At 71.0% G+C, this 15,387-nt stretch carries 14 protein-coding genes and 1 riboswitch; of the genes, 12 read left to right on the forward strand and 2 right to left on the reverse strand.

The features are described from left to right. Nucleotides 1-115 precede the first annotated feature (115 nt). The 11 genes from AC068D_RS31835 to AC068D_RS31885 all read left to right on the forward strand — a co-directional run bounded on the left by AC068D_RS31835 (nucleotide 116) and on the right by AC068D_RS31885 (nucleotide 10,045). On the forward strand, nucleotides 116-565 hold the full coding sequence (locus AC068D_RS31835; protein ID WP_478826594.1) for a lamin tail domain-containing protein: 450 nt from the start codon (nucleotides 116-118) through the stop codon (nucleotides 563-565). 312 nt (nucleotides 566-877) lie between these two features. Further along, on the forward strand, nucleotides 878-1,870 hold the full coding sequence (gene dhaK, locus AC068D_RS31840) for a dihydroxyacetone kinase subunit DhaK (protein ID WP_478826595.1): 993 nt from the start codon (nucleotides 878-880) through the stop codon (nucleotides 1,868-1,870). A 27-nt stretch (nucleotides 1,871-1,897) separates the two neighbouring features. Next, nucleotides 1,898-2,518, forward strand: coding sequence for a dihydroxyacetone kinase subunit DhaL (dhaL, locus tag AC068D_RS31845; RefSeq protein ID WP_478826596.1), 621 nt, complete (start codon nucleotides 1,898-1,900; stop codon nucleotides 2,516-2,518). Continuing rightward, nucleotides 2,515-2,916 (forward strand): dihydroxyacetone kinase phosphoryl donor subunit DhaM, encoded by a 402-nt coding sequence (dhaM, locus tag AC068D_RS31850; protein WP_478826597.1) that lies wholly within the window; start codon nucleotides 2,515-2,517, stop codon nucleotides 2,914-2,916. Before dhaL ends, dhaM begins: the two co-directional genes overlap by 4 nt. A gap of 17 nt (nucleotides 2,917-2,933) precedes the next feature. Beyond that, a riboswitch (cobalamin riboswitch) is annotated at nucleotides 2,934-3,153 on the forward strand. A gap of 30 nt (nucleotides 3,154-3,183) precedes the next feature. Further along, nucleotides 3,184-3,885, forward strand: a complete 702-nt coding sequence (locus AC068D_RS31855; protein ID WP_478826598.1) for an energy-coupling factor ABC transporter permease — start codon at nucleotides 3,184-3,186, stop codon at nucleotides 3,883-3,885. Next, nucleotides 3,882-4,253 (forward strand): energy-coupling factor ABC transporter substrate-binding protein, encoded by a 372-nt coding sequence (locus AC068D_RS31860; protein WP_478826599.1) that lies wholly within the window; start codon nucleotides 3,882-3,884, stop codon nucleotides 4,251-4,253. Before AC068D_RS31855 ends, AC068D_RS31860 begins: the two co-directional genes overlap by 4 nt. 6 nt (nucleotides 4,254-4,259) lie before the next feature. Further along, nucleotides 4,260-5,009 carry a cobalt ECF transporter T component CbiQ gene (cbiQ, locus tag AC068D_RS31865; protein WP_478826600.1) on the forward strand — a complete coding sequence of 250 codons (750 nt, stop codon included), beginning with the start codon at nucleotides 4,260-4,262 and terminating at the stop codon, nucleotides 5,007-5,009. Beyond that, on the forward strand, nucleotides 5,006-5,872 hold the full coding sequence (locus AC068D_RS31870) for an energy-coupling factor ABC transporter ATP-binding protein (RefSeq protein ID WP_478826601.1): 867 nt from the start codon (nucleotides 5,006-5,008) through the stop codon (nucleotides 5,870-5,872). Before cbiQ ends, AC068D_RS31870 begins: the two co-directional genes overlap by 4 nt. A 359-nt stretch (nucleotides 5,873-6,231) precedes the next feature. Next, on the forward strand, nucleotides 6,232-8,247 hold the full coding sequence (locus AC068D_RS31875; protein WP_478826602.1) for an oxidoreductase: 2,016 nt from the start codon (nucleotides 6,232-6,234) through the stop codon (nucleotides 8,245-8,247). Nucleotides 8,248-8,342: 95 nt separating this feature from the next. After that, nucleotides 8,343-8,888: a PadR family transcriptional regulator gene (locus AC068D_RS31880; protein WP_478826603.1), complete on the forward strand. Its 546-nt coding sequence runs from the start codon at nucleotides 8,343-8,345 to the stop codon at nucleotides 8,886-8,888. 326 nt (nucleotides 8,889-9,214) lie between these two features. After that, nucleotides 9,215-10,045 carry a DUF427 domain-containing protein gene (locus AC068D_RS31885; RefSeq protein ID WP_478826604.1) on the forward strand — a complete coding sequence of 277 codons (831 nt, stop codon included), beginning with the start codon at nucleotides 9,215-9,217 and terminating at the stop codon, nucleotides 10,043-10,045. A gap of 45 nt (nucleotides 10,046-10,090) precedes the next feature. Here AC068D_RS31885 and AC068D_RS31890 read toward each other — a convergent pair whose 3' ends face one another. After that, a complete protein-coding gene (locus tag AC068D_RS31890) occupies nucleotides 10,091-11,629 on the reverse strand; it encodes a glutamate synthase subunit beta (protein ID WP_478826605.1) in 1,539 nt (512 codons plus the stop codon). A 700-nt stretch (nucleotides 11,630-12,329) separates the two neighbouring features. Between AC068D_RS31890 and AC068D_RS31895 the strand changes: the two genes are divergently transcribed. Further along, nucleotides 12,330-13,763, forward strand: coding sequence for an FAD-dependent oxidoreductase (locus AC068D_RS31895; protein WP_478826606.1), 1,434 nt, complete (start codon nucleotides 12,330-12,332; stop codon nucleotides 13,761-13,763). Between the two features lie 330 nt (nucleotides 13,764-14,093). Here AC068D_RS31895 and AC068D_RS31900 read toward each other — a convergent pair whose 3' ends face one another. Beyond that, complete coding sequence (locus AC068D_RS31900) at nucleotides 14,094-15,311, reverse strand: threonine synthase (RefSeq protein ID WP_478826607.1); 1,218 nt, start codon at nucleotides 15,309-15,311, stop codon at nucleotides 14,094-14,096. Between the last annotated feature and the right edge of the window lie 76 nt (nucleotides 15,312-15,387).

A 15,387-nucleotide genomic window follows, 5' to 3' on the forward strand; every position in this document is an offset into this window, starting at 1 on the left:
GACATCAACGGCACCCGAGTTCGCAACTCCGGGCCCGCGGCGGGCGAGGAGCACCTAGGCTGGGCGCCTCGCCGGGCCCGTATTGGGGGGTGCCCGGCCGAACTGAGGGACATCCATGCTCCGTACCCGCACCATCGCCGCTGCCGTCATGTCGGCGGCGGCGGGCCTGCTCCTGCTGCCGTCACCCGCTCAGGCAGCCGGTTCGGTCCACCTGTACAAGATCTACTACGACAGCCCCGGCTCGGACCGTGGCGCCAACTCCAGCCTGAACGCCGAGTACGTGCAGATCCGCAACACCACGTCGGCTGCCGTCAGCCTGAAGGGCTGGACCCTGACGGACGCGTCGAACCACAAGTACACCTTCGGGACCTTCACCCTCGGCAAGGGCAAGACGGTCACGGTACGCACCGGCAAGGGGACCAACAGCAGCTCGAACCTCTACCAGCAGCGCGGCTGGTACGTGTGGAACAACGACAAGGACACCGCGACCCTGAAGAAGCCGTCGGGCACGAGGGTCGACACCTGCTCGTACAACTCGACCCGCGTCGACTACAAGATGTGCTGAGGGGAGTCGACCTCCTCTGGGGGCCTGCCGGTCTGACCGGCAGGCCCCCTGCTGTTCACGGGGGCCGACGCGCCAAGGGTGGACCGTTCGCCACCGGACGGGGCCCGGACCCGAAGGGCACCGGGAGGGAAGAAGCCGCACGGATGCGGGCGCCCGACGGGCCGGTTGCCTCGATACTGGAAGGAGCACCAACCTGTCCGGCCCCCGGCGGGGAACCTCCGGGACGACCAAGATCAAAAACTTGCGACACGCATCCTGACCTGCGAAGAACCCATCCAGATCGAGTGCTGCCGGTCTCATCAGGAGGTACCCATGAGGATGCTCATCAATGTCCCCGAGACGGTCGTCGCGGATGCCCTGCGCGGTATGGCCGCCGCACATCCCGAACTCACGGTCGACGTCGAGAACCGGATCGTGGTGCGCGGGGACGCGCCCGTGGCCGGGACGGTGGCACTGATCTCCGGGGGCGGATCCGGGCATGAGCCGCTTCACGGCGGCTTCGTCGGGCCGGGAATGCTGTCCGCGGCCTGTCCCGGAGAGGTGTTCACCTCACCGGTGCCCGATCAGATGGCGCGCGCCGCGGCCGCCGTCGACAGCGGGGCCGGTGTGCTGTTCGTCGTCAAGAACTACACGGGTGACGTCCTGAACTTCGACATGGCCGCCGAGTTGGCCGAGGACGAAGGAGTCCAGGTGGCCAAGGTCCTGGTGAACGATGACGTGGCGGTGACGGACAGCCTGTACACGGCAGGCAGGCGCGGAACGGGCGCGACCCTGTTCGTCGAGAAGATGGCGGGTGCCGCGGCCGAGGAGGGCGCCCCGCTCGAGCGTGTCGCGTCGATCGCCCGCGAGGTGAACACGCGTTCGCGGAGCTTCGGAGTGGCGCTGAGCGCGGTGACCACGCCGGCCAAGGGGACTCCGACGTTCGACCTCCCGCCCGGCGAGCTGGAACTGGGCATCGGCATCCATGGCGAGCCGGGGCGCGAGCGCCGGGCCATGATGACGTCGCGGGAGATCGCCGACTTCGCGGTCGACGCGGTGCTGGAGGACCTCAAGCCGTCCAGCCCGGTCCTGGTGCTCGTCAACGGCATGGGCGCGACCCCCCTGCTGGAGCTGTACGGGTTCAACGCGGAGGTGCACCGTTTGCTCGGCGAGCGGGGTGTGCCGGTGGCCCGTACGCTCGTCGGAAACTATGTGACCTCGCTCGACATGGCCGGCTGCTCGGTGACGATCTGCGCGATGGACGAGGAGCTGCTGCGGCTGTGGGATGCGCCGGTACAGACCCCGGCGCTGCGGTGGGGACGCTGATCCATGGGGCAGAACGAAGGAGGCCGTGTGCTGGACACCGGGTTCTTCCGCAGGTGGATGGACCTAGGAGCCGCCGCCGTGGACCGTGAGGCGGCACACCTCACCGAGCTCGACTCACCCATCGGCGACGCGGACCACGGCGCCAATCTGCAGCGTGGCTTCACCGCGGTCAAGGCCGCTCTGGAGAAGGAGTCGCCGGACACCCCCGGAGCCGTACTGGTCCTGTCCGGACGGCAGTTGATCTCGACGGTCGGCGGGGCGTCGGGGCCGCTGTACGGAACGCTGCTGCGGCGTACGGGCAAGGCGCTCGGCGACGCCGCCGAGGTGTCGCCCCAGCAGCTCACCGATGCGCTGCGCGCCGGCGTCGCCGCCGTGGCACAGCTCGGTGGGGCGAAGGCCGGCGACAAGACGATGCTGGACGCGCTGGAGCCGGCCGTGGAGGCGATGGACGAGTCCTTCGCCGCCGCCCGGGAGGCCGCCGAGCGGGGCGCACTCGCCACCGTGCCCATGCTGGCGCGCAAGGGCAGGGCGAGCTACCTCGGCGAGCGCAGCATCGGGCACCAGGATCCGGGAGCGACGTCCTCCGCGCTGCTGATCGCCGCCCTGGCCGATGCGGAGGCCGGGCCCGCTGCCGAGGAGTCCTCGTGAGTCCCGTCGGGATAGTCCTCGTCTCGCACAGCGCGGAGGTCGCGGCATCGGTCGCCGATCTCGCCAGGGGGCTCGCGGGCGGCGGCGAAACCGCCCCGGTCGCGGCTGCCGGCGGTACACCGGACGGCGGGCTCGGCACCAGCTCGGAGCTGATCACCAGGGCCGCGGAGGAGGTGGACCGGGGCGCCGGCGTCGCGGTGCTGACGGACCTCGGCAGTGCCGTACTCACGGTGAAGACCCTGCTCGCCCTGGGGGACGAACTGCCCCGGGACACCAGGTTGGTGGACGCGCCCTTCGTCGAAGGGGCGGTCGCGGCGCTCGTCACCGCCTCGGCGGGCGGCGACCTGGATGCGGTGGAAGCGGCGGCCACGGAGGCGTACGCATACCGAAAGGTGTGACGTTGCGCATCCGTGCGCGGCTTGTGATGTACCTGGTCAAAGCACTAATGTCGCACCGCCTTGGTGAACGGGAAACCGGTGGAGTACCGGTGCGGCCCTCGCCACTGTGATCGGGAAGTCCGGCTCCATCCGCAAGGAAGCCACTGGATCGCCGAGGGAGACCTCGACGTCCGGGAAGGCGGAGCCCGGGCGGCAGGACCCGTCAGCCAGGAGACCGGCCAGGGCGCGTTGTCCATCCACGAGGTGCTGGAGAGGGTCTCCCCAACCATGCATATAGCCGAGGGGTATCTGCCCCCGTTGCACGCGGCCGCCTGGGGCGCCGCGTCCGCCCCGTTCGTGATCCACGGAGTGAGGGCACTCACCCGGGAGGTAAAAGCCAACCCCGAGTCGACTCTGCTGCTCGGCGCATCCGGTGCCTTCACCTTCGTACTGTCGGCGCTCAAGATTCCCTCGGTGACGGGCAGTTGCTCCCATCCCACGGGCACCGGTCTCGGCGCGATCCTGTTCAGACCACCGATCATGGCGGTGCTCGGCACCATCACGCTGCTGTTCCAGGCGCTGTTGCTGGCGCACGGGGGCCTCACCACTCTCGGCGCCAACGTCTTCTCCATGGCGATCGTCGGCCCATGGGCCGGATATGCGGTGTACCGGATGCTGCGGCGGTTCGAACTGCCGGTGATGGTGAGCGTGTTCTGCGGCGCGTTCGTGGCCGACCTCTCCACGTACTGCGTCACCAGCGTGCAGCTGGCGCTGGCGTTCCCCGACCCGAGCAGTGGCGTCCCCGGCGCGCTCGCCAAGTTCGGCGGCATCTTCGCCGTCACCCAGATCCCGCTCGCGGTCAGCGAGGGCCTGCTCACCGTGCTGGTGATGCGCCTTCTGGTGCAGTCCAGCCGAGGTGAGCTGACCCGCCTCGGTGTGCTGCTCCAGGGCGGCGAGCAGGGCAAGACGAAGGAGACCGCTGCCCGATGAACCGCAACACGAAGATCAACGCACTGCTTCTGGCGCTCGTGGCCGCGCTGGCGGTACTTCCGCTCGTGCTGGGGCTGGGTGACCACAAGGAGGAGCCGTTCACCGGCGCCGATGCCGAGGCGGAGACGGCGATCACCGAGCTGCAGCCGGACTACGAGCCCTGGTTCGCCCCGCTGTACGAGCCCCCCTCGGGGGAGATCGAATCGGCGCTGTTCGCCCTGCAGGCGGCGCTCGGCGCGGGGGTACTGGCGTACTACTTCGGACTGCGCAAGGGGCGCCGCCAGGGCGAGGCCCGTGCGGAGGCACACGGCGCATCGACCACGGCCACCGAGGAAGCGGACTCCCCCGCCGGCCGGACCACGGCGTAACCGCCGATGCTGCCGATCGACGCGGCGGCGCACAGCAGTCGCTGGCGCCGCCGTCATCCATGCGAGAAGGCGGTGCTCGGGCTGGGACTGACCGTCTGTGCCGTCTCACTGCCGCCCTGGCCCGGCGCCGTGCTGGTCGCGGCCGTCACCGTGGTGGTGCTGCTCGGGCCCGCCGGGGTGACGCTGCATCAGTTGTGGCGGGCTTGGCGCATTCCGCTCGGCTTCTGTGTCACCGGAGCGGTGCCGCTGCTGTTCGCGGTGGGCGGGCCCGACGGTGTGGTGGCTCTTGCTCCCGACGGGCCGCTGCACGCGGGGCGGCTGCTGCTGCGCACATCGGCGGCGTCCCTCGGGGTGTTGCTGTTCGCGTTCACCACGCCGGTGTCCGACGTACTGCCCCGGCTGGTGCGTGCGGGCGTGCCGGCGCCTGTGGTCGATGTCGCCCTCGTCATGTACCGGATCAGCTTTCTGCTCCTCGACTCGGTGAGCCGGATCCGCCAGGCGCAGGCCGCCAGGCTCGGCCACACCACCCGCGCAGCGACCTGGCGTTCCCTCGCGGGCCTCGGGGCGACCGCGTTCGTCCGCGCCTTCGACCGCGCGCACCGGCTGCAGACGGGACTCGCCGGGCGCGGTTACGACGGGAACCTGCGGGTCCTGGTGCCGCAGGCATCGGTTTCCGTGCGCTTCCTGACGGCCACGGGCGTGCTTCTCGCGGGAATCGTGGCTCTCACCCTCGTACTGGAAAGGTCCCTGTCATGACTGCGTCCACGAGGATCCGGTCCGCATCGGCCGTGGTGGAGCTGGACGGCGTGGGATACGCGTACGCCGACGGCCCCCAGGTGCTCGGCGACGTGGACTTCGCGGTCCCTGCCGGGCGCTCGCTGGCACTGCTGGGCCGCAACGGCAGCGGAAAGACGACGCTGCTGCGGCTGCTGAGCGGCGGGCTTCGGTGCGGCCGGGGCCGGCTGCTGCTGGACGGCGCGCCGGTGTCCTACGACCGTGGCGGGCTGACCCGGCTCCGGACGACCGTGCAGCTGGTCGTGCAGGACCCCGACGACCAGCTGTTCGCCGCGTCCGTGGGCCAGGACGTGTCGTTCGGACCCATGAATCTCGGGCTTCCCCAGGACGAGGTCCGGGCCCGGGTCGCCGAGTCGCTGGAGGCGCTGGACATCACCGCGCTCGAGGACCGGCCGACGCATCTGCTCTCGTACGGCCAGCGCAAACGCGCGGCGATCGCGGGGGCCCTGGCGATGCGGCCGCGCGTACTGATCCTGGACGAACCGACCGCCGGTCTCGATCCGCACGGCCAGGAACGGTTGCTCGAGGTGCTGGACCGACTGCGCAGGAGCGGGACCACCGTGGTGATGGCCACGCACGACGTGGATCTCGCCCTCCGCTGGGCCGACGACGCCGCAGTGCTGTCCCCGTCCGGTCTGCGGACCGGGCCGATCGCGGAGCTGCTCGCCGACCAGGAGCTGCTGGACGCGGCGCGGCTGCGGCGCCCATGGGCGATGGCGGTGGCGGAAGTACTGCGCACCCATGGCCTGCTCGGCCCGGCCGCGCCCGGGCCACGGACCCCTGAGGAGCTGGACCGCTGGGCGGTGGCACGGCCGGGTTCGTAGGCGAGCCGCACTCCCCTGCCGGACGCCCGACGTCCGGTACCGGGGAGTCCGCCGGGCGGCGACGCCAGGCCGGTCCCGGGTCTGGGGCCGGGACGCGTCGTGCGTCCCGGCCCCGGCGGGTTTCGTCCCCGCCTACGTCCTGCGGCGGGCCCTCCCCGCCTCCGCCCTGCACCTTTCCGGGCCAGTTTTTCGGCCTTCGCACCCCTCTGCACGCTTTTGCCGTGCCTCTGTCCGCTTCGGAGGCGTCCTCAGCCCGGTCGCGTAGCGCAGCTCACTCCCCCAGCCTTATGCAACTTGTTGCACAACCCTCCTCCGACGGTCTACAACTGGGACGACGACACTGCGCGAGGAGGCGCCGGATGACCCCGTACCCGCATCTGCTGAGCCCGCTCGACCTCGGGTTCACCACGCTCCCGAACCGGGTGCTGATGGGCTCCATGCACATCGGTCTGGAGGAGGCGGAGAACGGTTTCGAGCGGATGGCCGCCTTCTACGCCGCCCGTGCACGTGGCGGTGTGGGACTGATCGTGACCGGTGGCATCGCCCCCAACGACCAGGGACGTCCCTATGAGGGCGGCGCCAAGCTCACCACCGAGGCGGAGGCGGCTCAGCACCGTACGGTGACCGACGCGGTGCATGCCGCAGGCGGCCGGATCGCGATGCAGATCCTGCATTTCGGCCGGTACGCGTACCACCCGCAGCTCGTTGCGCCCAGTGCGCTCCAGGCGCCGATCAGCCCGTTCGTCCCGCACGCCCTCAGCGAAGAAGAGGTCGAGCAGACGGTCGAGGACTACGTGCGGGCCGCGGAGCTGGCGAAGTCCGCCGGATACGACGGCGTCGAGATCATGGGCTCGGAGGGCTACCTCATCAACGAGTTCATCGCCGCGGCCACGAACCGGCGCGAGGACCGCTGGGGCGGCTCGTACGCCAACCGGACCCGCTTCCCGCGCGAGATCGTCCGCCGCACGCGCGAGCGGGTGGGCGACGACTTCATCATCATCTACCGGCTCTCGATGCTGGACCTGGTGCCCGGCGGTTCCTCGCTGGACGAGGTCGTGGCGCTGGCGAAGGAGATCGAGGCAGCCGGTGCGACGATCATCAACACCGGCATCGGGTGGCACGAGGCCCGCATTCCGACCATCGCGACCTCCGTGCCGCGCGGCGCATACACCTGGGTGACGCAGAGGCTGATGGGCTCGGTCTCGGTGCCCCTAGTCACCAGCAACCGGATCAACACGCCCGAGGTGGCCGAGCGGATGCTCGCCGAGGGGCGCGCGGACATGGTCTCGATGGCGCGGCCCTTCCTGGCCGACCCGGAGTTCGTGGTGAAGGCGCAGGAGGACCGCGCCGAGACGATCAACACCTGCATCGGCTGCAACCAGGCCTGTCTGGACCACACCTTCAGCGGCAAGATCACATCGTGTCTCGTCAACCCGCGCGCCTGTCACGAGACCGAGCTGGTCCTCGCCCCCACCCGGCTGCGCAAGCGTCTCGCCGTCGTCGGCGCCGGACCCGCCGGCCTCGCGTTCGCGGTGTCGGCGGCCGAGCGCGGACACGAGGTCACCCTCTTCGACGCCGCCGAGGAGATCGGCGGACAGCTCAACATCGCCAAGCGGGTGCCGGGCAAGGAGGAGTTCGAGGAGACGCTGCGCTACTTCCGTACACAGCTGGAACTGCGCGGAGTCGGGATCCGGCTGGGGACGTACGTCACGCCGGAGCTGCTCAGCGGGTACGACGAGATCGTGGTCGCCACCGGAGTCAGTCCCCGCACCCCCGAGATCGAGGGAATCGGTCACCCGAGCGTGGTCAGCTACCTCGATGTGCTGCGTGACGGGGCCGAGGTCGGCGAGAGGGTGGCCATCGTCGGTGCGGGCGGAATCGGTTTCGATGTCGCGGAGTTCCTCACCGACGGCGGCGAAGGTGCGAGCCTCGACCCGGAGACGTACTTCCGGCAGTGGGGCGTCGACACCTCGTACGGGGAGCCGGGAGGTCTGCGGGCCCCCGAGCGGCCTGCGCCGCCGCGCACCGTGCACCTCCTGCAGCGCAAGTCGTCCAAGGTCGGCGCGGGGCTCGGCAAGACGACCGGCTGGATCCACCGCACCGAGCTGAAGCACCGCGGCGTCACCATGGTCGCCGGGGCGACGTACGACCGGATCGACGACGACGGTCTGCACATCACCGTCGACGGTACGTCCATGACTCTCGCCGTGGACACGGTCGTGCTGTGCGCCGGTCAGGAGCCGAGGCGTGACCTCTACGAGGAGCTGAGCGCTGCGGGGCGCACCGTCCATCTCATCGGTGGCGCCGACGTCGCCGCCGAGCTCGACGCCAAGCGCGCCATCGACCAGGGCACACGTCTGGCGGCGGCGATCTGAGCCTGGGACCGGGAAGGTCCTGCCTGGAGACCTTCCCGGTCACGGCTCCGGGTCCACCCCGCCCGACCGGGTGGACCGGAACCTAGGATGCGCTCATGTCCCTCCCGCACGCGATCCTGACCGCCCTGCTCGAGAAACCGTCGTCGGGGCTGGAACTGACGCGCCGCTTCGACCGGTCGATCGGCTATTTCTGGCAGGCCACGCATCAGCAGATCTACCGGGAGCTGGGAAAGCTGGAGGAGGCGGGGCACATCCGTGCCCTGCCGTCCGCCGTGCCGTCACGCGGGCAGAAGAAGGAGTACGAAGTGCTGCCGGCGGGCCGCGCGGAGCTGACCGCGTGGGTGGGCAGGACCGAGGACCCGAAGCCGATCCGGGATGCCCTGCTGCTGCGGATGCGGGCAGCGGCCGTGGTCGGTACGGAGGGGCTGGAAGCCGAGCTGCGTCGCCACCTCGCGCTGCACCGAAGCCAGTTGGCGGAGTACATGGACATCGAGGAGCGGCACTTCCCGCCGGGGCGTGACTCCACCGAGGACCGTTTGCGGCATGTGGTGCTGCGGGGCGGCATCGATCTGGAGCGGTTCTGGATCGAGTGGCTGACACATGCCCTGACGGAGCTGGGCCGGCCGCCGGCCGACGTGTGACGCACACCAGGCCCGGCTGCTGACATGAGTCGGGTCCGGCTGCTTGACGTGAGTCGGGTCCGGCTGCTGACGGGGCTGTCGAGGGGCATCGCCCCATGACCCGGTGCCGCCCGCCATCGAGGAGCGCCCCCCTCCCACGGCCGCCCTTGTTCCGCCCTTGGGCCGCCGGCGGCCGGACCGGCGACGCACGGCAGCGGATCCGCCGACCTGCCGTACCTCTCTGCAAGGGCCCCTCCCGGCCATGTGCGGTGCCGCCGAATGCGGTCTTCCCCCGGACCCGTGATGCTGGCTGGGGAGAGGACGCCGCGCCCGAGGAGGCGATACCTGTGACCACATCGAGTGGGAATCCGGAAGCGGTGCCGGTCGTCCGCCGACGGCCCGATCCGGCCGACAGCGTGACCTGGGAACCCAGTGAGCGCTGGGTACGCGGGACCAAGGGCGATGTCACGGTGGTCGACAGCCGTCGGCCCCTCCTGGTGTGGGAGCCCGGGCGCCCCGTACCGCTGTACGCCTTCCCTGCCGAGGACGTGCGGACGGACCTGCTGCGAACGACGGCGCGCAACGCCACCACCCGGCGTCACGCCGGAGCGTCGCTCTTCTACGACCTCGTTCTCGGTGACCAGGTCGTCCGGGCCGCAGCCTGGACCTATCCCGGCGAGGAGCTTGCAGACCACATCTGCTTCGAGTGGTTCGGACGTGAGGTGCTCGACCACTGGTACGAAGAGGAGGAGGAGATCTTCGTGCATCCGCGTGACCCTCACCGCCGGGTGGACGCGCTGCCCAGCACCCGGCACGTCCAGGTGGAGATCGAGGGCACGGTCGTCGCGGACTCGTATGCCCCGGTGCTCCTGTTCGAGACCCATCTGCCGGTCCGGTACTACTTCCCGCGAGAGGACGTACGGCTCGACCTGTTCGTACGGACCGACGGACGGACCCGATGCCCGTACAAGGGTGTGGCGAGCGAGTACTGGTCGTGGGCGGGCGGCGGCGATGTGCGGCCCGATGTCGCCTGGAGCTACCCCGATCCGCTGCCGGCCGTGGACATCATCAAGGACCGGGTGGCCTTCTACAACGAGTCCGTCGACATCGTCGTCGACGGACAACGGCAGCAGCGGCCTGTCAGCTTCTTCAGCAAGCCCGCGCGACAGGGCACATGACAGGGCAGCCGTGGGCCGCACCGGGTGCCGGTCCGGCCCACGGCTTCACACGACCAGCGGACGGTCCGTCGCAGCGACAGGGGCGGGAAGCACGGTGGAGCCCGTCAGATAGCGGTCCGCGGCCGCGGCGGCGGACCGGCCCTCGGCGATGGCCCACACCACCAGGGACTGGCCTCGTCCCGCGTCCCCCGCAACGAAGACCCCGTCCGGACCGGCGCGGCCCGACGGTTCGGGCCGTTCAGGCCGTTCAGACCTTTCAGGCCCTTCGGGCACCACTGCGGCAAAGGCGGCGTCCCGGGCGAAGTTCCCCCGCTCGTCCCGAGCGAGCCCGAGCTGCTCCATCAGACCGCCGGCGCGCTCCGGACCTGAGAAACCGAGGGCGATCAGCACCAGCTCCGCCGGGATCATCCGCTCGGTGCCCGCGAGCGGCGCTCGGGCGCTGGGCTCCACTTCCGTGAGGTGCAGAGCGCACACATCGCCGGAGGAGTCCGCCTCGAAGCAGAGAGTGGCGGAGGAGAACACCCGAGGATCCGTGCCTTCCCGCCCCCGGGCCTCTTCATGGGCGTGGGAGATCCGGTAGACCTTGGGGTGGGTGACGGGCCAGGGCTCGGTGTCCCTGCGGGTGTCGCCCGGCTCCGGGTTGATGTCCAGCTGCAGCACACGGGCCGCGCCCTGGCGCAGGGCGGTGCCCAGACAGTCCGAGCCGGTGTCCCCACCGCCGATGATCACCACATGCTTGTCCTCGGCGGTGACGGGAGGCTCGGGGTAGTCGCCTTCCCTGACCCGGTTGGCCATGGTCAGGTAGTCCATGGCCTGATGGACGCCCTGGAGGTCGCGGCCGGGTACGGGGAGTTCCCGCCGCTCCATGGCTCCGACGGCGACGACCACCGCGTCGTGCCGCCTTCTGAGCTCGGTGGCGTCGAGATCTCCGCCGACGTCGACACCCGTGCGGAACTTGGTGCCCTCCGCGCGCATCTGCTCGATACGCCGCTCGAGGTGCTGCTTCTCCATCTTGAACTCGGGGATGCCGTAGCGCAGGAGTCCGCCGATCCGGTCCGCCCGCTCGTAGACGACGACCGTGTGCCCGATGCGGGTGAGCTGCTGTGCCGCCGCCAGTCCGGCCGGTCCCGAGCCTATGACGGCGACCGTCTTGCCGCTGAGCCGCTGTGGCGGCTGCGGGGGCGTGAACCCGCGCTCCCAGGCCTCGTCGGCGATGGTCTGCTCGACGTTCTTGATCGTCACCGGGTCGGTGTTGATCGTCAGCACACAGGCGTCCTCGCACGGCGCGGGGCACAGCCTCCCGGTGAACTCGGGGAAGTTGTTGGTCGCATGCAGCCGCTCGGACGCGGCCCGCCAGTCACCGTGCGACGCATACACATTCCACTCGGGGATCAGATTCCCCAGCGGGCATCCGCTGTGGCAGAACGGGATGCCGCAGTCCATGCAACGCCCCGCCTGCTGGGACACAAGCGGCAGCAGGGCCTGCCCGGCGTAGACCTCGTCCCAGTCGCGCAGCCGTTCCTCGACGGGGCGGGCCGGGATGGGCCGACGGGGGGTGCGGAGGAAGCCCCAGGGGTCGGTCATACGCCGCCTCCGTTGCTCACTTGCGGTACATTACGGCGTTCTGACCAGCGTACGCCTGCTTTGTTCCCCTCTCATCGGGCGAGGCAGACGAAGCGGGACAAGCAGTGGTGCGGGGCCGTCGGGCGCCGCGGACGGGAGAATTTCACCCGACCGCGGGTCGCGCACGGGTTCCGCGAGCGCGTCCGAGCGGTCACGACGGAGCGGTCCGGGGTCCACCGCTTGCCGGGGCGGACGGTGGTCGCCGCGTCCGCGACCGCCTCACCGGTGGCATCGCCGTCGCCGCGGCAGGGACGGGTCCCCGCGGTCGGCCTCCCGTTCCCGACGGTGCCCTGGCCGTACGCCGCTCGTCGGCAGCAGGCTCTCCACGGCGCCGCCGCGGGCCGTCGGGCAGCGCCGCCGCGGGCCGTCGGGCAGCGCCGCCGCGGGCCGTCGGGCCGCGCCGACTGCCTCGGCTCCGCGCTGCTGCCCGCTCTGGTCCGCGTCGCCTGACGCCCCAGGTCCCCGCGGAGCGGGGTGCCGGGTCGCCGGGGTCGGCCGCCCCGGTCGGGCGCCGCCTCGGCAGGAACGGTGTCCGCCCTGCCGAGCGGCGCCCGTACGGGACCGTCGACCGGGCCGGACATCCGCGGCGCGCGTGAACTCCCGGCCCCCGCCGGGGATACTGATCACTCCCAGATCGACTCGGTGACCACGAGGTGCAGACATGCTGAACCAGGGGCAGGCGACGGGGAGTTGGAAGCGGGACGGAGCGGACGGACGCCATGCGGTCGTCGTCGGCGGCAGCCTCGCGGGGCTTCTCGCGGCACACGTGCTCGCGGAGCACGCAGGCAGGGTGACCATCGTGGAGCGGGATCGCTTCCCCGAAGGGCCGGAGCCCCGTCCCGGTGTACCGCACGGCCGGCACGTCCATGTACTGCTGGAGGGCGGCCAGCTCGCCCTGGACTCCCTGTTGCCCGGCTTCATGGCCGAGTTGAGGGCTGCGGGCGCACCCCGGGTGGGAATGCCGTCGGACATGGTGCAGTGGCAGCGCGGGCGTTGGTTTTCCCGTACGGCACCGACCACGCACATCTACACGGGCTCCCGTGCACAGCTCGAACACCTGGTACGCGAGCGGGTTCTGGCCAACCCGGCCATCACGAGCGTCACTTCGACGGAAGTCGTCGGACTGGCCGGTGACGCCGCACGCGTTCGGGGCGTACGGCTGCGCGAGCGCACCGAGGGGAGGACGGCCGGCCACGGGGAACCGCGCGTCCTCGAGGCCGATGTGGTCCTGGACGCGTCGGGCCGCAGCTCTCGGGCCTCGCAGTGGCTGAGCGCGATCGGCGCCGAAGCCCCGGAGGAAGAGATCATCGACACCGGCCTGGCGTACACCTCGCGCATCTACCGCAACAGGAGTGACAGCCTCGGCACCCACTCACTCGGCTACTACGTCATCCCGAACCCCGCACAGGTGTACGGCGGAGTGGTGCTGCCCCTGGAGGACGGGAGGCATCTGGCACTCCTGTCCGGCCCGCGGGGCCAGGAACCGCCGACGGACGAGGAGGGGTTCACCGCCTTCGCCGCACGGTTGCCGCACCCCTTCATCCACCAGTGGCTGCTCGAGGCGGAGCCGCAGTCCCCGCCCTACGGTTTCCGGGCGACGGCGAACATCCGCCGCCGGTACGACCGTCCGGGCCGCCGCCCCGCGGGCTTCCTCGCCACGGGCGACGCCCTGTGCACGTTCAACCCGATCTACGGCCAGGGCATGTCCGTCGCCGCGATGAGCGCCGTGGCACTGCGCGACGCGCTGGCAGAGCCACGCCGCACGCCCACGACACGCCGGATCCAGCAGGCACTCCTCCAGGCGTCGCGTCAGGCGTGGGACATCTCGGCGGGCTCGGACAAGAGCATGCCGGGGGCCACCGGGAACGCGCTCGCCCCGCGTACCTTGGACCGGCCCGTCGGCTGGTACCTGAGCCGTGTCCAGGACCGCTATCCCGGTGATCCCGTCGTGGGCGCCGCCTTCCGGTCCGTACTGACGCTGTCCTCCCCGCTCACCTCGCTGTTCGCGCCGAGAATCGCGCGGGCCGTGCTCTTCGGCGAGGTGGCCGAAACCCCCGCCGAGCCGCCGGCGACACGGGAACCGGCGGAGGTGTGAGGGGGCCGGGGCCGCTCGGACATACCTGTCCCCTCAGGGTCCCCTGACCCCTGACGGGTGGGCTCGCCCGAGCGGCGGACCGGAGCGACGGGGGGGGACGGGGGCCGTCGTCGTCGAGTCGATGACGATCCTGTTGCACCGCAAAGGCTTCTCGGCCGGCAGCCCGTGAGAGGTACCCGGCACCATCACGAGCTCCACGTCCATGAGTCCGCGGCAGAGAACCGCGTGCCCCGACCCGACCTGGTCGTCTCCGGCCATGACCGGGGTTCCCGGCGGCCACCTGGGCGATTCCGGCGGCGGCCGGGAGTGCGGCCGGGCAGCGTCGCGAGGTCAGGCGGCCGTGCGCAGCATGCTCGCGATCGCCTTCCAGTCGGGGGCCATCGGCGCATGACTGCCCGTGCCGGTCGCGACGTCCTTGAAGCCGGTGGAGGTGGTGATGCACACGACGGGACCCTCGCCGTGCTCCGGCAGGGCGCGGAACCCGGCGAGTCCTGCTGCGGCCGAGAGCTCCACCCACATTCCCTGGGCGGCGAGTTCGGCCCGGGCGGCCGCCATGTCGGCATCGGAGACGGTCAGGGCGGAGCCGCCGCTCTCCCGGACGGCGACAACTCCGCGGTAGCTGCCGATCCCGCAGTCGATGGCGTACGCGTCCGTCGGGCCGACCGGGACACGGGCGGCCGGGCGCCCGGTACGGAGCGCCGCCGCGAGCGCGCCTGCGGCCGCGGGTTCGCAGCTGTGGAGGCGCGGGGTGCGCTTCGCAAGGCCCAGGAGGGTCAGCTCGTGGAAGCCCTTCCAGACGCCGAAGAGCAGTTCTCCGTAGCCGGTGGGCACGAACACCGAGCCGGGGACCTCACCCAGTTCGAGGAAGATCTCGTATGCGATCGTCTTGTAGCCCTCGGGCCCGAACGGATGGCCGGTGTGGGCGGAATCGGTGAGACTGCTGACGGGCTGATAGCCGAACTCGTCGACGATGCGACGCATCAGCGGCCGCACGTCCTCGACCGGCACCGTGAGCACGACGGCGCCGTACGACCGAATGAACGAGGCGACTGCCGGCGGCGCGTACGGGGAGGTGAAGACGGCGCACGGCAGCCCGGCGCGCGCCGCATAGGCGGCTGCCGCGGCGCCGTGGTTGCCGGACGAGGAGACGACGATGCCCCGGGCGCCGGAGTGCACCGCGGCGCTGACCGCAACACGGTTGAGACGGTCCTTGTGACTCCACGTCGGATTGCGCGACTCGTCCTTGACGAGGACGCCGCCGGGCAGCGTCACGAGTGGGGTGTTGCCTTCGCCCAGGCCGGGAGCCTCGAGCGGCGGAAGCAGTGGGGCCCAGCGTTCGAGCCCGTGCCGGGCCGGGTGGCGGAAGAGATCGGCCGGAGTTCTGTCGTAGGAGTAGTCGATGTCGAGCGGGTAGGCCATGTCGTCGGTGGACGTGAGCGGACATCCGCCGGTGAGTGGTGGCCACAGTGGGTGGCGTACTCGTGGGTCGAACAACGATCGCTGCGTCGTGGCGAGCGAGGGTCCGGTCTGCTGTGCCGTCTGCTCCATGGATCACGATCTTGTCAGGCCCGTCGCCCGAGCACATCGGTGCGTCCTCGACCCAGTACCGCGGCCGGGCGGGTCT

It is taken from the genome of Streptomyces sp. NPDC043861, assembly GCF_056435905.1.